This window comes from Rhodanobacter sp. FDAARGOS 1247, assembly GCF_016889805.1.
In the GTDB taxonomy this organism is placed as follows: domain Bacteria; phylum Pseudomonadota; class Gammaproteobacteria; order Xanthomonadales; family Rhodanobacteraceae; genus Rhodanobacter.
This window is the reverse complement of record NZ_CP069535.1, coordinates 2,576,795-2,596,069: the sequence shown is the minus strand read 5'-3', so window position 1 is coordinate 2,596,069 and position 19,275 is coordinate 2,576,795. Positions and strand designations below refer to the sequence as shown.

The following is a 19,275-nucleotide window of genomic DNA, read 5'->3' as shown; positions in this document are numbered from 1 at the left end:
ATTTACTGGCCTCCTCTCGCTCTGGTTTTCCGTTGCGCCCGTTAGGCGCCCGTGCCCGACTAAATGACTTTGATCATGCGAAGGACGCTCCACACGCCCACTCCCGCCCCGGCCATGGAGGCTGCGAGAATGGCGTAATGGACCCGGGGGAACGCCACATGCAAACGTGAAGCACCGGCTAGCGATGCAAGGGCAAAGGCGATGGATGAGGACAGTGAAATTGCGAAGAACGCCGGCTTCTCGTGTACGCCGCCAAGAAACGCAGCGAACACTCCGGTAATGAAGCCTGCTGAAGCTCCAGCGATTGCTGCGAAGATTGCCGTGGCAGTTTTCAAGGTCCAGCGTTTCTTAGACCCGAAAACGGGACGTTGCGCCGAGTATGCGGCGCCACTTCTGACCGGACAAGCGACGAGCCCTGTCTCAGATCGTGTCTTGTGCGAACGCTCGTTGATGAGGCCGGAGAGAAGGTCGTGCGTCGTTTGGAAGGGCGAGTCGCAACCGCTCCCGAGGCGCTGGATTCCGGCTTTCGCCGGGGTGACGACTGGTTCGGATCTTCCCCGACTCAGCCCCCCACGCTCCGCCGAAACGTCAAGCTCACGAATCCCGGCGAGCGCCTCCGCCTCCGCTCGATCTCCTCCAGCGGCACGATCGAACGCGGCCCGTCGTACTTTTCCCGCGTCTCCCTGAACCCGCGCCCGAACAGGTCGGTCGCCTCGGCGCGCACGCGCCACTGCGTACCCAGTTCGCGTTCGACGAACACGGTCCAGCCCATGCCTTCGGATTCGCGCTTGATTTCGTCGTAGCGGTATTCGGTCTTGCGTTCGGCGATGTGTTCCAGCTCGATGCCCCAGTGGGTGCGCAGGGTGGGCAGGTCCTGGGTGAGTTCGATGCTGCCTTCGACGGGTTTTTCTTCGGAGATGGGGCGGGGGCGGCCGGTGGTGGGATCGGTGACGCGGCTGCGGCGCCATTGCATCGATGAGGTGAAGCGGCCGCCGTGGAAGCCGATGCCGTCGAGCGGCACGGATACATCCAATGCCAGGGTGTCGCGGCGGCCGTCGCCGATGTTGCCGGGGGCGTCGAAGATGTCGTCGTCGGTGATCACCAGTACGCGGTCGACCACGTCGCTGATGCGTTCGTGCGTCCAGCTCGCGGTGAAGGCGGCGTCGCGCCAGAGCTGGTGTTCCCAGGTGAGGGCGCTGCGCCAGGTGCGGTCGGGTTTCAGTTCGGCGTTGCCGGCGCTGATGCGGTCGGTTTCCAGCGAGGCGGAGGCGACGAAGTCCTCGAAGTCGAGCTGGCCGACTTCGCGCGAGAGCGCCAGGCGCAGCTGGTCGTTGGCGTCGACGTCCCATTGCACGGACAGGCGCGGCTTGAGATAGCTGAAGTGGCGCTGGCGCGGCGAGTCGCCGGTCTGTGCGATGGTGGATTGCTCCAGCCGCAGGTCGGCGTCGAGCATCCAGCCCGGCGCGGGTTTCCAGGTGGCGCCGGCGGCGGCTTCGCTGCGGCGTTCCTCGATCTGCACGTCGGAGCCGGGCAAGGCGATATCGACGCCGTCCTGCTGCAGGTGGGTGCTGCTGCGCAGGGTGTTGCGCGCGCCTTCGAACGAGCCGTTGAAGGTGAGCGCATCGGACCAGGCGTGGGTGAGGTCGATGCGGCCGATGCTTTCGCCGGTGCGGGTGTTCTCGTCGAACGTTTCGTCATCAAAGTCTTCGTGCGAGCGCTCGCGATCATCCAGCCAGGCCTGGTGGCGGGTAGCCATCAATTCCAGCCGCGTGCGTTCGCCGAACTCGCGCACGTAGCGGGCGCCGGCTTCGGCTTCGTTGGTGTCCTCGTCTTCGTGCACGCGCTCGCTGCCCTCGGCGGGCGCCAGTGCGTCGATGCGGGTGTCGGTGCGCGCGCGTTCGCCGCGGGCGGCGGCGGTGAGGGTCAGTTGCCCGCCGGCCAGTGGCTGGCGCCAGCTGGCGCTGGCCTCGGCCTTGTTCTTGATGGTTCGGGTGTCCAGCCGCTCGCGCTGCTGCCGCGTGCCGTCCGGCGAGAAGGTATCGATGTGGCCCCGGCCGCTGTCGTCGTCCAGTTCGGGATCGAGCTTCGCGGCCAGCTCCAGCGCGTGGCCGTCCCAGTGGCGGCCGTACTCCCACTGGCCCTTTGGGGCGAGCCAGCCGTCGGTGGCGGCCATCACGCCGGCCTCGATGGCGGACTGGCTGGTGGCTTCGTGCCGGCGCACCACGTTGGCGAGCAGGGCGTAGCCGGCCATGTCGATGCCGGGCACGCCGCCGCGGATCAGCTCGATGCGCGCCACCGCGCTGGCCGGGATGCGCTTGAGCAGGGTCTTGGCGTCCTCGTGCTTGCTGGTGGGGCGTGCGCCGTCGATCAGCACGTTGCCGCGGGCGCCGGCGTAGCCGCGCACGTCCTCGTCGGCATCCACGGTGACGAAGCCGGGCAGGCGCGAGAGCATGTCCCACGCGTTGGCCGGCGCGTTGTCGGCGAAGTCGGCGGGCGAATAGACGCTGACGTCGCCGCCGCGCGTGGCCGGCGATTGCTGCGCCTGGGCGCGGGCGGCGATCGACAGTCCGGCGATGGCGGCCAGGGCGAACCAGCTTGCACGCGAAGCGATGGACATGGAGACTTCAATCCGCAGGAGTTTCCCGCAGTCTGTGCCGGCGTCGCTGACATCCGCGCCACGCCCGATGTCAGCTTGTTGTCAGCGCGGTTGTCGCAGGATCGGCCCATGAAAAATCTCCGCACCTACCGCCGCCTCGCGCTTCCCTTCTCGCTGGCCATCGCGCTGTTCGCGGTGTCGGCGCTGGTCGTGTCGCCGCGCGCGATGGCCGATCACCACGACCACGACGATCACATCGAGGCCCGCGCGCTGTTGCAGCGGGGCGAGATCCTGCCGCTCAGTCGCATCCTGGTCATCGTGCAGCAGCAGGTGGCGGGCGACGTGATCGAGGTGGAGCTGGACAACGGCAAGCACGGCTGGGAATACGAGGTGAAGGTGCTCACCGCCGCCGGTCGCGTGCGCGAGGTGAAGTTGAACGCGGGCAACGGCACGGTCCGCGAGATCGAGGACGACTGATGCGCTGTCTCGTCGTCGAGGACGATCCCGACATCCAGACCGACCTGGCGCGTGCACTCGAGGCGGCCGGCTTCACCGTCGACCGCGCCGGCGATGGCGAGAGCGCGTGGTATCGGGGCGACGTGGAGGATTACGACGCGGCGGTGCTCGATCTGGGCCTGCCGCAACTGGATGGCCTGTCGGTGCTGCGGCGCTGGCGCGCGGCGGGCCGCGCGTTCCCGGTGATCGTGGTGTCCGCGCGCGGCGACTGGACCGAGAAGGTCGAGGGCATCGAGGCCGGCGCCGACGACTACATGGCCAAGCCGTTCGAGATGGGCGAGCTGATCGCGCGGGTGCGCGCGCTGGTGCGACGCGGGGCGGGCCGGCTTTCCAGCGTCATCGTGATCGGCCGGCTGCGGCTGGACACCACGCGGATGAGCGCCACCTTCGACGGTGCGCCGGCGCGGCTGTCGCCGCTGGAATTCCGCCTGCTGGATTACCTCTCGCACCAGGACGGCCGCGCGGTGTCCGCTGGCGAACTGGCCGAGCATCTGTACGGCGCAGCCGAGGACGGCGACACCAATGCGATCGAGGCGATCGTGGCGCGGTTGCGGCGCAAGTTCGGCGCCGACCTCATCGCCACCCGCCGCGGCTTCGGTTATCTGCTGGAGACCAGCGCGTGATCACCCGCTCGCTGCACTGGCGCCTGCTGGCCGGTGCGATGGCGGCGATCCTGCTGGCGCTGGCGGTGGCCTGGCTGTTCATGACGCTGCTGTTCGAGCGCCACCTGGAACGCCGGCTGCAGGCGGAGATGACCCGCGACGGGCTGCGCCTGGTCGCGGGACTGGTGATCGAGCGCGATGGCGCGCCACGGATCGAGCGGCCGCCAGTGGATTCGCGGCTGGAGACGCCGGCCGGCGGCTATTACTGGGAGATCACCGCGGCGGGCGGCACGCTGCGCTCGCGCTCGCTGTGGGACGCGGACCTGCGTCGCCCGGTTCCGGCCACCGCGAACTGGCGCATGCAGCGCGTCGATGGCCCCTACGGACAGCCGGTGGCGTTGCTCGAACGACGCATCGAGCTGGCCGACCACGCTGCCCCGGTGCTGATCCAGCTGGCGCAGGACAGTGCGCCGCTGCTGTCCGCGCGCGCCGAGTTCGGGCGCGAGCTGGCGATCTTTCTTGGCCTGTTGTGGCTGGTGCTGTCCGCCGCCGCGTGGCTGCAGGTGCAACTGGGCCTGCGGCCGCTGGGCCGCGTGCGACACGCGCTGGCCGCGTTGCGCGACAGTGCCAGCGCGCGCCTGCCCGAATCCCACTTGCGCGAGGTGCAGCCGCTGCTGGACTCGATCAACGCCCTGGCCGACGCGCGCGAACACGACCTGGTGGTGGCGCGCCAGCGCGCGGCCGATCTGGCGCACGGGCTGAAGACACCGCTGTCGGCGATGGCGGCGCAGAGCCGGCGCGCGCGCGAGGCGGGCGCGGAGCACGCCGCCGAAGGACTGGATCGCGCGATCGCCGCGATGCGCCGGGCGGTCGAGGCCGAGCTGGCGCGGGCGCGCATCGCGGTGATCCGTCGCCAGCCCGGTGGAGATGCCGCCGTGCGCGACACGGTCGAGCGTCTGCTCACCGTGCTGGAGCAGACCGATCGCGGCGGTGAGCTGGCCTTCACCCTGGACATCCCCGCCAGCCTGCGTTTGGCAATCCAGCCTGACGACTTGTCCGAGATCCTCGGCGCGGTGCTGGAAAACGCGGTGCGTTACGCCCGCCGCCAGGTGCGCGTCAGCGCGGCGGCCGGACCGGAATGGGCGCGCGTGAGCATCGAGGACGACGGTCCCGGCATCGCCGCCGAACACGCGCGCGATGCGCTGGCGCGCGGCGGGCGGCTGGACGAGGCGAACGAGGGCAGTGGCCTGGGCCTGGCGATCGCCCGCGAACTGGCCGAGGCGACCGGCGGCACGATCGCGATGTCGCGATCGGCGCTGGGCGGGTTGAAGGTGGATTTCTGCTGGGGGCCGGGGGTGGAGTGAGGCGACTGCGCGATCGCGGCGCCGACCCTCAACGCATCAATGCCCGCGCCCGTGGAAGTTGCCAGTGCCCCCGCCGACCGAGATGCTGACGCCGCCGCGGGGATGGTCGCAGCTGCCGAAGGCCTTGCTGAGGTTCACCGTGCCGGTCTGGTAGTTGCCGCTGACGTGGTTGCCGCCGACCACGCCCATGCCGACGCTGCCGTGCACCTGCGGCCGGTTGTAGCTGTAATCGTCGCAATCGGAATCGGTGTCGCCGGCGCTGGTGGCTTCGGTGTTGCCCATGCGTCCGCTGGTGTCGCCGTAGTAGACGCCGGGCGCGCTGGTGGCGGAGGCCGGCCTGGCGACGGTGCTGCTGGCTGCGGGAATGTCGGCGGGCGCCAGCTTGAGGTTCAGCGGCCTGGCCGGCGTCTGCGCCCAGGCCGTGGTGCTCAGCAGGGCGGCGAACAGGGCAGGGAGGATGCGTTGCATGGTCATGCTTACTCCGGTGGTCACGTGTTCAACGCGCGGGGCCGCGTCGGCGTGCACATCCTTGTTGGAACGGTTGTGCGGCGACAAGTTCCTGTCGTCTCGCCGGTGGCGTGCTTGTGGCCGCGAAACGGACTCGCCGCAGGGCGGGCACTGCCCGCCGCTCTTCGACGAGGCATCGCGATCAACCTCGGCGGGCAGTGCCCGCCCTACACTGTGTCGGTGCTCAACCGGTGGTTTCGATCCGTTCGACGCGGCGCAAACCGCGCGGCAGCAGGTTGCCGCGGGTGGCGCGGTTGCCGCCGTATTCGACCAGGTCGGCCCACTTCAGGGTGAGCTTGCGCGCGCCCGCGTACATGGTGACCTCGCCCTTGCCTTCGGCGACGACCGCCACGCCGGCCACGCGCTCGCCTTCGGCCAGCTGCTTCTTCGGGATCTCGATCAGCTTGTTGCCTTTGCCCTTGTCCAGTTCCGGCAGCTCGGCCACCGAGAACATCAGCAGGTGGCCTTCGCTGGTGACCACCACGATGCGGTCGCGCGCCGGGTCGGCGCTGACCTGCGGCGCCAGCACTTTCGCGCCGTCGCTGAGCGAGATGATCTGCTTGCCGGCCTTGTTGCGGCCGGTGAGCGCTTCGAAGCGGTTGACGAAGCCGTAGCCGAAGTCGGTGGCGAGGATCAGCCGGGTGTCGTTGTCGCCGGCGATCACCGCGTCGAAACTGGCGCCGCCGGCGGGGCTGAAGCGGCCGGTGAGGGGCTCGCCGTTGCCGCGCGCCGAAGGCAGCGTGTGCGCGGGCGTGGAATAGGCGCGGCCGGTGGAGTCGATGAAGGCGACCTGCTGGGTCGTGCGCGCCTTCACCGCGGCGAGCAGGCCGTCGCCTTCGCGGTAGTTCAGCGCCTCGGCGTCGATGTCGTGGCCCTTCGCCGCGCGGGCCCACCCCTTCTGCGACAGCACCACGGTAACCGGTTCGCTGGCGACCAGCGCGCTTTCGTCCAGCGCCTGGGCGACTTCGCGTTCGACCAGCGGCGAACGACGCGCGTCACCGAATTTCTCGGCGTCGGCGCGCAGCTCGTCCTTGATCAGGCCCTTCAATTTGGCCGGCGATTTCAGCAGCACGTTGATGCGGGCACGCTCCTCTTCGAGCTGGTCGCGCTCGGCGTTGATCTTCATTTCCTCGAGGCGGGCCAGCTGGCGCAGGCGGGTTTCGAGGATGTAGTCGGTCTGCTCCTCGCTGAGCCGGAAGCGCGCCATCAGCACGGGCTTGGGCTCGTCCTCGGTGCGCACGATGCGGATCACTTCATCGAGGTTGAGATAGGCGGTGTGCAGGCCTTCGAGCAGGTGCAGGCGGCGGTCGACCTTGGCCAGGCGGTGCTCCAGCCGGCGGGTGACCGTGCTGGTGCGGAAGCTCAGCCACTCGGTGAGGATGCGCTTGAGATCCTTCACCTGCGGGCGGCCGTCCAGGCCGATCATGTTGAGGTTGACGCGGAAGCTCTTCTCCATGTCCGTGGTGGCGAACAGGTGCTGCATCGTTTCGTCGGCGTCGACGCGGTTCGAGCGTGGCACGATCACCAGGCGGATCGGGTTCTCGTGATCGGATTCGTCGCGCAGGTCCTCGATCATCGGCAGCTTCTTCGCGCGCATCTGCGCGGCGATCTGCTCCAGGATTTTCGACGGGCTGACCTGGTGCGGCAGCGCGGTGATCACGATGTTGCCTTCCTCGCGCTGGTACACCGCGCGGGCGCGCACCGAGCCGCCGCCGGTCTGGTAGATCGACAGCAGGTCCGCGCGCGGGGTGATGATCTCGGCCTCGGTCGGGTAGTCCGGGCCCAGCACGTGCTCGCACAGCTGGGCGACGGTGGCGTCCGGCTCGTCCAGCAGGCGGATGCAGGCGGTGACCAGTTCGCGCAGGTTGTGCGGCGGGATGTCGGTGGCCATGCCCACCGCGATGCCCATCGAGCCGTTCAGCAGCACGTGCGGCACGCGCGCCGGCAGCCAGCCCGGCTCTTCCAGCGTGCCGTCGAAGTTCGGCACCCAGTCGACCGTGCCGTGGCCCAGCTCGCCCAGCAAGGCCTCGGCGATCGGGCTGAGTTTGGATTCGGTGTAGCGCATCGCCGCGAAGCTTTTCGGGTCGTCCGGCGAGCCGAAGTTGCCCTGGCCATCGACCAGCGGGTAGCGGTACGAGAACGGCTGCGCCATCAGCACCATCGCTTCGTAGCTGGAGCTGTCGCCGTGCGGATGGAACTTGCCGATCACGTCGCCGATGGTGCGGGCGGATTTCTTCGGCTTGGCGGTGGCGCTCAGGCCCAGCTCGCTCATCGCGTAGATGATGCGCCGCTGCACCGGCTTCAGGCCGTCGCCCACGAACGGCAGGGCGCGGTCCAGCACCACGTACATCGAGTAATCGAGATAGGCCCGCTCGGCGTATTCCTTCAGCGGGATCTGTTCGTAATTGGCTTGCAGGTTCATGGGTTACATCTTGGAAAGTGGCGCGCGCGGCGCGGATAACCGGTCGATGGTGCCAGAAAGTGGCAACCTCTTGTAGCGCGTCTACGGATTGCTGCCGCCATTGCCCGGCAGCGGCGGCGCGCGCAGCGGTACCGGAGTGGACTGCACGATCGAGGTGGTGGTCTGGCCGTAGCGCAGGAAGCGGTCGAGGATCAGGTCGAGATTTTCCAGCGCGTCCAGGTACACCTTGATGATGAAGCAGTCCTCGCCGGTGACGCGATGGCATTCGACGACCTGCGGCATCTTCTGCGCGAGTTCGGCGATCTTCGACAGCTGTCCGGGCACCGGGCGCACGCGCACGTACGCGGTGATCGGCCAGCCCAGCGCCTTCGCGTCGAGATCGATCCGGTAGCCGCGGATCACCCCGGTTTCCTCCAGCCGGGTGAGTCGCTCCTTCACTGCCGGGGCGGACATGCCGATGCGACTGGCGAGCTTGCTGACCGGCTGGCGCGGGTCTTCCTGCAGCGCCTTCAGCAATTCGATGTTGCGGGGGTCGGAGACGAGGCTGGAAATCTGAGGCATATCGTTCACTTTGACTGCAATAATTGAAAAATTGACGGGCACATCCTTGGATTGTGGATGGATCATGCGCCGATTACCTGGAAAATGGGAGGCCATGAACGAGCAGCCTTCCACCTCTCCGATACCGCGGTTCGCGCCGCCGCCGCAGCTGTATTTCGTGGCCAGCGCGATCTTCCACTACCTCGGCCCGGCCTTCGCCGTGCTGTTGTTCGCCCGGGTCGAGCCGCTCGGCGTCGCCTGGTTGCGGATCGCCAGCGCGGCGTTGATCTTCGCCGCGTGGCGGCGGCCGTGGCGCCGCTTCCGGCAGATGGATGCCGCGGCGCGATGGAACATCGTGGGGCTGGGCGTGGTGCTCGGCGGCATGAATGCCTGCTTCTACCTGGCGATCGATCGACTGCCGCTGGCGACGGTCGGCGCGATCGAGTTCCTCGGTCCGATCGCGCTGGCGCTGGCCGGTTTGCGCACGCAGCGCAATACCGTGGCGCTTGCGCTGGTGATTGCTGGCGTGTGGTTCCTGACCCACTTGCGCCTGACCGGCGCGCCGCTCGGCTTCGCGTTCGCGTTCGCCAACTGCGCGCTGTTCACGCTGTACATCGTGCTCGGCCATCGGGTGGCGAACGACGGCGGCGGCAACGCCATCGATGGGTTGGCGGCCGCGATGCTGGTGGCGCTGGTGGTGGTGAGCCTGCTCGGCATTCGCCCGGCCACGCCGGCGCTGCTCAGCCTGCCGCTGCTCGCCGCAGGCATTGGCGTGGGCGTGACATCATCAGTCATCCCCTACGTGTGCGACCAGCTGGCGATGGCGCGGTTGCCGCGGGCCACCTTTGCCATGCTGCTGGCCTTGCTGCCCGCCACGGCCTGCCTGGTCGGCGCCGTCGTGCTGCACCAGCTGCCTGGCCGGGCGGAGACGATCGGCATCGCGCTGGTTGCCGCCGGCATCGCCATCCACCGCGAGGCGCGGCGATAGGGCCGGGCCGATTTCACGCAACGAGAGAGAGGTGATCCCCATGGACTACGTACGACTCGGCAAGACCGGCCTCAAGGTCTCGCGCATCTGCCTGGGCTGCATGAGCTATTCGGAAGCGCCCACCAGGGCGAGGCCATGGACGCTGGACGAGGAGCACAGCCGGCCGTTCATTCGCCGCGCGCTCGAACTGGGCATCAACTATTTCGACACCGCGAACATGTACTCCGCCGGTGGCAGCGAGCTGGTGCTGGGGCGTGCCTTGCGCGATTTCGCCCGGCGCGAGGAGGTGGTGATCGCGACCAAGGTGTTCTACCCGATGCGCGAGGATGCCAACGGCGGCGGCCTGTCGCGCAAGGCCATCATGACCGAGATCGACGCCAGCCTGCGCCGGCTCGGCACCGACTACGTCGACCTTTACCAGATCCACCGCTGGGACCCGGCCACGCCGATCGAGGAAACGCTGGAGGCGCTGCACGACGTGGTGAAAGCCGGCAAGGCGCGTTACATCGGCGCCTCGTCGATGATGGCCTGGCAGTTCGCCAAGGCGTTGTACACCGCCGACCTGCATGGCTGGACCCGCTTCGTCTCGATGCAGCCGCACTACAACCTGCTCTATCGCGAGGAGGAGCGCGAGATGCTGGCGTTGTGCGCGGACCAGGGCATCGGCGTGGTGCCGTGGAGCCCGCTGGCGCGCGGGCGCCTGGCGCGGCCGTGGGAAGAGAAGCCCAGCACGGTGCGCGGCGGCTCCGATCCCTGGGGCGATGGCGTGTACGCCGCGAGCAAGGCGGCGGACAAGGCGGTGGTGGATCGCGTCGGCGAGGTGGCCGAGCGGCTCGGCGTGCCGCGGCCCCAGGTGGCGCTGGCCTGGCTGTTGCACCAGCCGGTGGTCACCGCACCGATCGTCGGCGCGACCAAGCCGCATCACCTGGAAGAGGCGGTGGCGGCGCTGGCGGTCGGATTGCCGGAGGCGGAGCTGGCGGCGCTCGAAGCGCCGTACCTGCCGCATGTGGTTGCCGGCATCGACTGATCAGTGCACCCGTCCGGTCGGCAGGTTCATCTGCCGCAGCTGTACCTGCACGCTGTCCGGCCCGGCCAGGTGGGCGGCGCCGACGGCGATGAAGACGGTGTTGGGTCGCTGCCATCCGTCAGTGGTCGATGCCGTTGTCTTCGGGGCGGGGCAAGAGTTTCACGCCCAGTTCGGCGACCATCGCGTGATCCACGTCGCAATAGAGACTCTTCCCCGGGAAACGGTCGACACGCTGGAAATAGATCGGGGGTGCTCCTGCCTGGCCGTTTGCGTTGTGCGCGACGCGATAGATCGAGAATGTCACGCGGGCCTTGTCGGCATAGGACGAGCCCATGTCGCGATTGGCCACGACCGCGGTGATCGAACCCTCGGGATTGCGCAGCAGGACCATGTCGCGCAGCCAGCAATCCGCGCCCTCGATCGTGTCGAAGGCCACGAACTCGGGTGCTTGCGCGGTGAAGAACGGAACGACATGCCACAGCGGCTTTTCCGACGTCGTCGCGTCCGCCCCACCGGCCGCGACGGGAGCCTGCATGTAGAACGTGATGTGTTCGAAATCGTGCGCGTTGAAATTGCTGCGATGGGCGTTGAATACCAGGTCCTTGTGGCCATCGCCATCGATGTCGATGGCATTGGGTCCGTTGGCCAACTTGATGACCTGCATGTGGCTGAAGTCCCGCGAGCCCGGGGGCTGCGTGGCTGGCGGCGCGCCCGCCTGAGCCGAACGCGCCAGCGGGCAGGCGAAGCCGAACACGAGAACGATGAGGCATGCTGGTTTCATGCTGGCGACAACCCTATTTTCGTTGAGACGGAATGGCGAGCTTGCGCAGCTGTACCTGCACGCTGTCCGGCCCGGCCAGGTGGGCGGCGCCGACAGCGATGAAGACGGTGCCGGGTTGCTGCAGCAGGGTGGCGATCTTCGTCGCCCACGCTTCGTTGCGCTGGACCAGCATCGACTGATACAGCTTCGGTTCCTTCGCGCGCATCTCGGCGGTGCTGACGCGATCGATCGTGTCCGGATCGCCGGCCTTCCATGCCGCGATCATCTGCTGCAGCTTCGCCGTGCCCTGGTCGGCCTCGCGCATGCTCGAACGCAGCAGGCCCAGTTCCACCGCGCGCGGCATGTCCGCCAGCAGGCGGATCTGCTGCTCCGCGGTTTCCAGGCCGATCACCGGCTTGTGGGCGGCGAGCATCTGCGCCCTGAGCTGCTTGTCCACGCCCTGTTCCGGGTCCAGCCCCGCGTTCTTCAGCGGCATCAATGACAGCGTCAACGCGGCCAGCCATGGCCGCATGATGTTCAGGGTACGCATGCCGCCGGGCACGCCCGTCCTGTCGGCGAGGATGCGCAGGCGCTTCGCTTCGGACTCATTGAGCTGGCTGGTCAGCGGGTGCGCGGTATCCATGCCCAGTCGCAGCACCAGGCCGGCGATGTTGGCCGGGTTGTCGTCGGTCAGCTCGATGTACAGCGTCTGGCTGTCGGCCAGCGCGTGTTCCAGCGCCGGGTAGCGCCAGTCGGCATCCTTCGGCATCAGGTGCACGGTGCCGAACAGGTAGATCGTGGTGTCGGCATCCTTCACCACCCACAAGGCCGGATCGGCGATCGCGGGCGCGGGCAGCAGGAGCAGGGCGATGGCGCAGCGTGCGAGCAGACGTTTCATCGGGCCAGTGTCGCGGCAAGCGCGGGCCGGTTCAATCGGGCTGCCAGTGTTCGTCCGCTCGCCACGTTCTCATTGCTTGCCCCGACGCCACCCCGGCCGCTCGCCCTTGGGCCGGAACATGACGAACAGCGCCAGCCTCAGCAGCCCGGCCCAGCCAGCGGACCGGAAACTCCCAGCCCCAACCGTGCGGGGGCATGTCGAATCCGGCGCAGCGGGAGTTATCCGGCGAGACTCTCGAATGCTCTGGCGATGGCCATCCACGTCGCCGTCGACGCAAACAGGACCGTGAGCACCTGCTGCGCCAGCAGGATCGCGCCGCCGTAGACATACACCGGATGCGGCCGTCCGCGGGTGCGCCAGTCATGAACCATGGCGACCACGATGAAGAGGTCCGCCACCAGGCTCGGCGGTATCGACACGAACGGTGGCGGCGGGCCGCCCGCCGCGGCACCGGCCGGCGCCAGAAGAGTCAGGAACACGCGCGCAATCGCAGGCGTCATCATCGCGGCCATCAGCAGCGTCATCACGCGCTTGTGCACCTGCGGACGCCGGGTATTGGCGATGGCGGTGGCAAACAGGCCGACCATCAGCGGCCACGCACACAGCGTGACGGCGGCAAAGCGGCGCGCCGCATCGCCCATGCCGGCGGCCTCGTCGCGCTTGATCACGGCCATCTCGCCGACCAGGATGGCGCAGGCGATCACGCTGAACAGTGCGATGCCGGCCAGTCCCCACGAGCGATGATCGAGCGTGCGTCCCGTTGCGATGAGTGTCGTCTGCACGAAGTAGAAGCAGACCCAGGCGAACATCAGGATGCCGTGGATATGGATGATCGGCGGCGCGTGAAAAGTGCCGGCCACCACGGGTGCCCAGAAGGTCGGCACGAAGCCGCCAAAGGCGACCAGGATGAAGGCGCCGGCCATCCACACATAAAAGCGCCGGCCTTCGGCCCGTACGCCGTTGCCCGCGATAGCCGTCGTATTCATCGTGGTTCCCCTGCGTGAGACATGTCGAGGATGTCAACGCTGCTGCCCGCGACAACATACTCCGTTCCTGCAGGGAAGAAGTGTCAGGTCGACACCGGGCAGGGCCGCGATGCGGGCGGGCGTGGCTCGCTACGTGGGCGTTTCGTTGGTCAGCGCGAAGGCGCTGGCGCGCACCGGGTCGATCGGCCGGATTTCCAGCGCCAGGCCATAGTCCAGGCACGGATTCTGCGCGGCGATGGCGGCCGCCTCGTCGAGGCTGCCCGCCAGGATCGTCCAGTAGCCGCCGACCACTTCCTTGGCCTCGGCAAACGGGCCGTCCAGGACACCTTGCCGCGACACCACCCGGCCTTCCCGCGCCAGCCGCTGCCCGGGCCGCATCCGGCCCTCGCCAACCAGCCGGTCATACCATGCGTAGAAGCGGTCGATCGCTGCCTGGATGTCCTCGCGCGAGGCGCCACTGTCCCACCGACGTCCCCCCGCTTTGAGTAGCGGGACGGTTTAGAGTCCGGGTTCACTGTAACTGCTTCGCATAGGCGGCAGGTGTCAGCCCGCCCAGCACCTTCTTCGGTCGCTCCTCGTTGTACTCGCATCGCCAGCGTTCGATCTCGGCGCGTGCATGCAGCAGGCTGGGAAACCAGTGCTCGTTGAGACATTCGTCGCGCAACCGGCCGTTGAACGATTCGATGTACGCATTCTGGTTTGGCTTGCCCGGTTCGATCAGGCGCAGCTGCACACCACGCTCGTGGGCCCAGGTCACCATCGCCTTGCCGCAGAACTCCTTGCCGTTGTCGCTGCGGATCACCTTGGGCAAGCCACGACTGAGCGCCAGGCGATCCATCACCCGCGTCACGCCCAGGCCGGAGATCGCCCGCTCGACCTCGATGACAACCGCCTCGTGGGTGGCGTCATCGACCATCGTCAGGCACTTGATGACGCGTCCCTCAGCGGTGCGATCAAACACGAAGTCCATAGACCAGACCTCGTTGGCTGCCTTCGGCCGAGCCAACGGTTGCCGCTCGGCAACGGGCACCTTCTTCCGCTTGCGCCGCCGCACCTGCAGCTTCGCTTCCTGATACAGCCGTTCCACCCGCTTGTAGTTCACCAGCAGCCCCGCTTGCCGCAGCTTCAGATGGATCATCCCCACGCCATAGCGCTTGTACCGCTGCGCCAGGGCCACGATCCGTTGCCGGAGGTCCCCGTTGCGATCCGGGCGTGTCGGATAGCGATACGCGCTGGCGCTCATGACGACGACCGCCAGCGCACGTCGCTCGCTCAATCCCTTCTCGGCCATCTGCCGCACCAGCTCGCGCCGAGCCGGTGCGCTCACCACTTTTTTCGCAGGGCGTCCTTGATGACCTCGTTCTCAAGCACCTGCTCGGCCAGCAGCTTCTTCAGCCGACCGTTCTCCGTCTCCAGCTCTTTCAGCCGTTTGGCGTCGGGCACACTCATCCCGCCGAACTTGCTGCGCCACAGGTAGTACGAGGCCTCGCTGAAGCCGTGCTGCCGGCACAGCGCCTTCACCGGCAAGCCAGCCTCCGCCTCACGAAGGAAGCCGATGATCTGTTCTTCGGAAAAGCGTTTCTTCACGTCCAATCTCCTTCAGATGGGGGATTGGACTCCAAACCGAGGTGCTACTCAAAACTGGGGGGACGTCGCACTGGCCGCGGGAGAGGACGAGGTATTCGGACAGCGGGCTGGAGTTGCTCATGCTTCGTTCTCGCTGGATCGGCATGACGCCGGGGCTTCATTGTGGCCTCGAACGACCGGTTGGACGCGGGGTTTCCGTGCGGGAGCTTTCTTCATGCTGGAGGCCGGGCTTGCGAACGTCGCCGCCGGGGTTCGGAACGTCGACATCGAGCCAGCGAACGTCTCCGTCGGGGTTTGAAACCTCGACACTGGGGTTGCGAACGTCCCGGTCGGGGTTCGCAACCTCGACGCCGGGCTTGCGAACGTCCCCGCCGAGGTCCGGAACCTCGACGTCGGGGTCGCGAACGTCCCTGCTGGGGTTCGGAACCTCGACGTCGAGCCGGCGAACGTCCCTGTCGGGGTTTGGAGCCTTGACGCCGGGCTTGCGAACGTCCCCGACGTCCTGACGAGGGTCACCTGGCCTGGCGCAACGTGAAGTAGCCGAGCGGAGAGCTTCCCCCGAGCCCGAGACTGAAATAGCTGCCCTGCACCGAGGTGCCGACGAGCGGACCCTGCAGCCAGAGGTAGGCATCACATACTTCGTTGCGGCCGATGGTCAGCTGCCCGTTCTCGATCCGATACGACAGCGGGTCCGACACCGGGAAGAAGGTCTTGTCACCGGTGGTCGCCGAAACCACCTTCACGACCTTCCACTTCCCGCCCATGCAGGAGGGGGCGACTTCATCGGTGAACTCCACGGCAACCGTCGCCACGGCGTGATGCCCGGGATTCTCGATGGACAGCATCCACTTGCCCGGCAGCTCACTGCAAGGCGCCGCCGAAGCGGCGCCAAGGCTGGCGGCAACGAATGCGATGCGGAGAAGGATCTTCATGCGGCCCCCTCGGGTGAACCAGGCGCCGCGACGCGGCGGCCCGGACTGATGGTCATGCGGCGATCTCCCTGGACACATGGGCCATCAGCCCCTCGACGTTGCTGGTGAACTCCGCCTGCAGATCGATGCCGCACTTGTCCGCAAGCACGATGATCGACCACAGGCAGTCCGACAGCTCATGTCCCAGCTTGGACTTGTAGTCATCGATATTGCGGATGCCCGCGTTCGCCTGGATCAGCTTCGCCAGATCACCCACGTCCCCCATGAACCCCAGCGCCAGTTCCTCCGTGCTCCAGGCGCGCCCGTACAACTTGGTTTCGAGCTGCTCGTAGAGCGCGTTGAGCTTGAGGGCGGATGCTTGCAGTTCTTCGTATTTCATGGTGGTTGGGATCAAGGGGTGAAGGTGATTGAAAGGCGTGGACCAAGAGCGGCATGGAGCTAGTTTTTCGACGCGTGACAGGCGCTAGAAGAGTCTGTTGTCTGCCGCACGATCGAATAATGTCTACGGGCAAAATTTAATTACCTCCGTCCCCTTTGATTGTGATTGTGCAGTTCAAGCTTGATGCTACGCGCCCTTTGCGCCTGCAGCCTTTTCGTCATGCGAGATGTCATCAAGAATTTTTGCGAGTTCGCGATTGCCACCCCACTTGATTTCCTTCTCGAGCGCCACGATCCGACTTTTAGAGGAAATAAGCTTGACCTCTAGACTCGCGATGCGTTTCTGCAGTCTTTGGTTCTCTGCCTTAAGCGCAGTGATGAGTAGTTTATAGTCGATTGTTGTCTTAGGCATGAAATTCTCCATGCGTCCCTAACGCTTGGCACAACAGGCGGTACCCGGGATTTGTTAGCCAGCGGCCGGCTTAAACAGTCCGCTATCAACTCTTGATGAAATATAGATACACTGCGCTTTCGGTTTCCTTGAAGTAGGCAATCTGAGTTCCGATCGTACTGCCCAACATGAATTTCAAAACACACACAATCGTTCGCCCTTCGTACCCGTAGTCAGTAACAGCTACGTCGTAAGCTAGCCCGCTCTGCTCGATCAGCTTCGCCTTCGCACCACCGCGCGCAAGATTGCAGACTGAGAGCAATCTCTCATCTTTCGGTAGCCGAGCCACTTGGACTTCAAGTTCTTTGATGCGCTCTTGTGGAACGGTCTCCCCAAGCGTGTACCAAGGCGTACCATCGCTTCCGTGATTCAAGCTTTGATACCCGTCCGCCTTGATCCGAGCTTCGGGGTCAATCGCTTGGCCAAAAACTGGACAAGTGGATGCAACCAGCGCAATCGCTATAAGAGCGGTACGTATGCATGATCTGGTCATGAGCTTGGATCTCGTTGCCTAACGTAGCTGTAGAAAAAGTACCTTGGTAAAAATTCCACCGATTTCAGGGGCTTGAACCCCTCCCAAGGTGCTGCGCGTTGATTTTAGGGCGATCTGTGAGGTCATTTTGCCTTTCGTTGGTGGTCAACTGATCCGATGGGGGCTGTAGCTTCAACGCCGGTGCACTTCAGAATTGAATTCGCCCACTAGGCTTGGAGATGGTGCGCTCCTTAGGGCTATTTAAGGCTGATTGGAGGCGGAAAATGAGGTTCTCGATGGTGTCATTGAACGCCACAAGTCTATTGGTTTGACGGTTAAACGCACCGAGGATCGTGACGCCGCTCGAGTCGACTGTGGTTTGCAAATGCTGATACATGCAGGAAACATACATTTTAAGATGCTCTGCCGAAATCCCCAATCCTTTCGCGAAGAATCCGGGGACGACCTTGCACTGGGATAAGTCGTAACTAGTGATCTGCTCGTGGAATTTAGGAAAGCCACATTTCCATGCTTGATGGTCGAGCTCATTGTACGAAGTTACTCTAGGGCTGGAGAATATCTCATCTACTATTTGTTCTTTTGTTTTGATTGCTGCTGGACAATGTGCATACGGTTCAAAAACTAAGCTTCCGCTTCTGTCGGGGTAACAGCCGAAGTGCCCCTGTCTCGCGATTTGTCTACACGTTGAATCGCGCCTCAGGTGCTCATACAGGGCGACGCGATGAGTCTTACCCATAGATTTTGATACCTCTTCACAAAACCCTTTTCTCAGACGCTTGAATTCTATGAAGAAGAATCGACTGTTCGCGTCCCCGCACACATCACCGAATTTCGCGTCGAAGTCGTTCTGCATGTTCCCAAGCAGCGAGTCGTCAGCGAGATCTCCAGTTGCAGCTTCTCGATTCCCCCAAAGACGAAAGAAGTGGCACACGTAGTTGCTTTCATAAGGGAACATCGTTGATCTCCATAAAGAGGCCTAGCGCTAAGCAGATTCCAAAACGCCGTGTAATCCTGCAGCCTATCCCGTGCCTTCGATGCCAAGTTCTTCATTGGTTGCCTCGTGAAACAGAGTCTTGCTGTTCTCTGTGCAACCTGACCCTGCAGTGTTTGGGGTACTCCCATAGGTCATTCGGCTTCGACTTTCCGCAAGAACCCGATCAACCCATCGAAGTAGGTTTGTTGATCGTCATACATCGCCATGTGGCTGCCTTTCGGGCATAGCAGAAATTGACCGTGTGGGAGTTTCTTCGCCATGCTGGCCATGTATTTCGGGTCCATCGTGTCGTACTGCGCGCCGATCACCAGGGTGGGGACGGTGATGCGGTGCAGGTCCTTGCTGCGGTCCCAGTTCAGCAGGCGGCCGCTGGCGCCCAGTTCGCTGGGGCCCTGCATCAGGGTGTAGATATGCTCGTTGATGTGGCCGAACGAACGGGTGACGGGTTCGGGCCATTGCGCCTGCGGCATGCGCAACACGTGCTGCTCGTAGTGCATCGGGCCGAGGATGGCCATGTAGCGCGGGTCGCTGGTGCGGTGTTCGGCTTCGAGCTTTTTCACTACGGCGAGTTGTTTCTGGTCCATCGCCGGCATCAATACGTTGTTCGCGTATTCGTTGTACTGCGGGATGGAGTCGACCATGTTGGAGATCACCAGGCACTTCAGGTGCTGCTGGTATTTCAGTGCGTACTCCATGGCCAGGATGCCGCCCCAGGACTGGCCGAGCAGGCAGAAGTTGTCCTTGTCCAGGTGCAGCGCCTGGCGTACCTGTTCGACTTCGTCGACGTAGCGGTCGATGGTCCACAGCGAGGTGTCTTTCGGCTGGTCGCTGTAGGCGGAGCCGAGCTGGTCGTAGTAGTAATACTCGATGCCGGCGCCTGGGAAATAGCTGCCGAACGCCTCGAAGTATTCGTGGGTGGCGCCGGGGCCGCCGTGCAGCAGCAGGACTTTCAGTTTCGGGTTGTTGCCCACGCGCTTGGTCCAGACGTGGAAGGTGCCCTTGGGCGTGGTGATCGGGATCATCTTCACGCCGCCGGCAAGCACGTCGTCGCGACCGCTGTTGTCGAAGTAGGCGGAGCCCGGTGTGGTGGCGGGCGTGCCCGCGTTGACGGCGGCGGCCATGACGAGCAGCAGCCCGGACATCAGGACGGTGATGCAGCGCTTCATCGATGTTTCCCCTGGGTGGCTGGTCGCACTATGCGACGCCACCGACGCGGGGGCAACCGTGGGGCCGA

General features: G+C 65.4%; 22 protein-coding genes. 5 read left to right on the top strand and 17 right to left on the bottom strand.

The window, feature by feature from the left end; translation table 11 throughout:
• Positions 1 to 59: 59 nt before the first annotated feature.
• Positions 60 to 335 (bottom strand): hypothetical protein, encoded by a 276-nt coding sequence (locus tag I6J77_RS11970; protein WP_204109163.1) that lies wholly within the window; start codon positions 333 to 335, stop codon positions 60 to 62.
• 227 nt (positions 336 to 562) lie between these two features.
• On the bottom strand, positions 563 to 2,617 hold the full coding sequence (locus tag I6J77_RS11965) for a TonB-dependent siderophore receptor (RefSeq protein WP_204109162.1): 2,055 nt from the start codon (positions 2,615 to 2,617) through the stop codon (positions 563 to 565).
• A gap of 108 nt (positions 2,618 to 2,725) precedes the next feature.
• On the opposite strand from I6J77_RS11965, the gene I6J77_RS11960 reads away from it, so the two are divergent.
• From I6J77_RS11960 to I6J77_RS17890, 3 genes are read left to right on the top strand one after another with little or no spacing between them, the layout of a single operon-like run.
• Positions 2,726 to 3,073, top strand: a complete 348-nt coding sequence (locus I6J77_RS11960) for a PepSY domain-containing protein (protein ID WP_204109161.1) — start codon at positions 2,726 to 2,728, stop codon at positions 3,071 to 3,073.
• Positions 3,073 to 3,735: a response regulator transcription factor gene (locus I6J77_RS11955; RefSeq protein ID WP_056717781.1), complete on the top strand. Its 663-nt coding sequence runs from the start codon at positions 3,073 to 3,075 to the stop codon at positions 3,733 to 3,735. Before I6J77_RS11960 ends, I6J77_RS11955 begins: the two co-directional genes overlap by 1 nt.
• Positions 3,732 to 5,078, top strand: coding sequence for a sensor histidine kinase (locus I6J77_RS17890; RefSeq protein WP_304627166.1), 1,347 nt, complete (start codon positions 3,732 to 3,734; stop codon positions 5,076 to 5,078). The genes I6J77_RS11955 and I6J77_RS17890 overlap by 4 nt, the downstream gene beginning before the upstream one ends.
• 36 nt (positions 5,079 to 5,114) lie before the next feature.
• On the opposite strand, the gene I6J77_RS11945 is transcribed toward I6J77_RS17890, so the two are convergent.
• From I6J77_RS11945 to I6J77_RS11935, 3 genes are all read right to left on the bottom strand, one after another.
• Positions 5,115 to 5,552, bottom strand: coding sequence for a hypothetical protein (locus tag I6J77_RS11945; RefSeq protein WP_204109160.1), 438 nt, complete (start codon positions 5,550 to 5,552; stop codon positions 5,115 to 5,117).
• A gap of 217 nt (positions 5,553 to 5,769) precedes the next feature.
• On the bottom strand, positions 5,770 to 8,007 hold the full coding sequence (gene parC, locus I6J77_RS11940; protein WP_056717779.1) for a DNA topoisomerase IV subunit A: 2,238 nt from the start codon (positions 8,005 to 8,007) through the stop codon (positions 5,770 to 5,772).
• Positions 8,008 to 8,088: 81 nt separating this feature from the next.
• Positions 8,089 to 8,568 carry an Lrp/AsnC family transcriptional regulator gene (locus tag I6J77_RS11935; protein ID WP_204111475.1) on the bottom strand — a complete coding sequence of 160 codons (480 nt, stop codon included), beginning with the start codon at positions 8,566 to 8,568 and terminating at the stop codon, positions 8,089 to 8,091.
• 94 nt (positions 8,569 to 8,662) lie between these two features.
• Here I6J77_RS11935 and I6J77_RS11930 point away from each other — a divergent pair, with 94 nt between their 5' ends.
• Together I6J77_RS11930 and I6J77_RS11925 are read left to right on the top strand one after the other, a co-directional pair.
• Positions 8,663 to 9,535 (top strand): DMT family transporter, encoded by an 873-nt coding sequence (locus I6J77_RS11930; protein ID WP_204109159.1) that lies wholly within the window; start codon positions 8,663 to 8,665, stop codon positions 9,533 to 9,535.
• Between the two features lie 40 nt (positions 9,536 to 9,575).
• A complete protein-coding gene (locus I6J77_RS11925; RefSeq protein ID WP_204109158.1) occupies positions 9,576 to 10,562 on the top strand; it encodes an aldo/keto reductase in 987 nt (328 codons plus the stop codon).
• Here I6J77_RS11925 and I6J77_RS11920 read toward each other — a convergent pair whose 3' ends face one another.
• The 12 genes from I6J77_RS11920 to I6J77_RS11865 all read right to left on the bottom strand — a co-directional run bounded on the left by I6J77_RS11920 (position 10,563) and on the right by I6J77_RS11865 (position 19,207).
• A complete protein-coding gene (locus tag I6J77_RS11920) occupies positions 10,563 to 10,652 on the bottom strand; it encodes a hypothetical protein (protein WP_343230166.1) in 90 nt (29 codons plus the stop codon).
• 28 nt (positions 10,653 to 10,680) lie between these two features.
• Positions 10,681 to 11,343, bottom strand: a complete 663-nt coding sequence (locus I6J77_RS11915; protein ID WP_204109157.1) for a hypothetical protein — start codon at positions 11,341 to 11,343, stop codon at positions 10,681 to 10,683.
• Between the two features lie 13 nt (positions 11,344 to 11,356).
• Positions 11,357 to 12,220 carry a TraB/GumN family protein gene (locus I6J77_RS11910; protein ID WP_204109156.1) on the bottom strand — a complete coding sequence of 288 codons (864 nt, stop codon included), beginning with the start codon at positions 12,218 to 12,220 and terminating at the stop codon, positions 11,357 to 11,359.
• 218 nt (positions 12,221 to 12,438) lie between these two features.
• Positions 12,439 to 13,206: a hypothetical protein gene (locus I6J77_RS11905; protein WP_204109155.1), complete on the bottom strand. Its 768-nt coding sequence runs from the start codon at positions 13,204 to 13,206 to the stop codon at positions 12,439 to 12,441.
• 129 nt (positions 13,207 to 13,335) lie between these two features.
• Complete coding sequence (locus tag I6J77_RS11900; RefSeq protein ID WP_239309277.1) at positions 13,336 to 13,602, bottom strand: YciI family protein; 267 nt, start codon at positions 13,600 to 13,602, stop codon at positions 13,336 to 13,338.
• Between the two features lie 115 nt (positions 13,603 to 13,717).
• Positions 13,718 to 14,793 (bottom strand): IS3 family transposase gene (locus I6J77_RS11895; protein WP_239308908.1). Its coding sequence is split into 2 segments (ribosomal slippage): positions 13,718 to 14,538 and positions 14,538 to 14,793, totalling 1,077 coding nucleotides; the frame shifts between segments, so codons are not numbered across the junction.
• A 512-nt stretch (positions 14,794 to 15,305) separates the two neighbouring features.
• On the bottom strand, positions 15,306 to 15,725 hold the full coding sequence (locus I6J77_RS11890; protein ID WP_204109154.1) for a hypothetical protein: 420 nt from the start codon (positions 15,723 to 15,725) through the stop codon (positions 15,306 to 15,308).
• A gap of 52 nt (positions 15,726 to 15,777) precedes the next feature.
• On the bottom strand, positions 15,778 to 16,104 hold the full coding sequence (locus tag I6J77_RS11885; RefSeq protein ID WP_204109153.1) for a nucleotide pyrophosphohydrolase: 327 nt from the start codon (positions 16,102 to 16,104) through the stop codon (positions 15,778 to 15,780).
• Between the two features lie 186 nt (positions 16,105 to 16,290).
• A complete protein-coding gene (locus tag I6J77_RS11880) occupies positions 16,291 to 16,515 on the bottom strand; it encodes a hypothetical protein (protein WP_204109152.1) in 225 nt (74 codons plus the stop codon).
• Positions 16,516 to 16,600: 85 nt separating this feature from the next.
• Positions 16,601 to 17,047, bottom strand: a complete 447-nt coding sequence (locus I6J77_RS11875) for a hypothetical protein (protein WP_204109151.1) — start codon at positions 17,045 to 17,047, stop codon at positions 16,601 to 16,603.
• 187 nt (positions 17,048 to 17,234) lie between these two features.
• Positions 17,235 to 18,002 (bottom strand): hypothetical protein, encoded by a 768-nt coding sequence (locus tag I6J77_RS11870; protein WP_204109150.1) that lies wholly within the window; start codon positions 18,000 to 18,002, stop codon positions 17,235 to 17,237.
• 170 nt (positions 18,003 to 18,172) lie between these two features.
• Positions 18,173 to 19,207, bottom strand: a complete 1,035-nt coding sequence (locus tag I6J77_RS11865) for a proline iminopeptidase-family hydrolase (protein ID WP_204109149.1) — start codon at positions 19,205 to 19,207, stop codon at positions 18,173 to 18,175.
• Positions 19,208 to 19,275 lie beyond the last annotated feature (68 nt).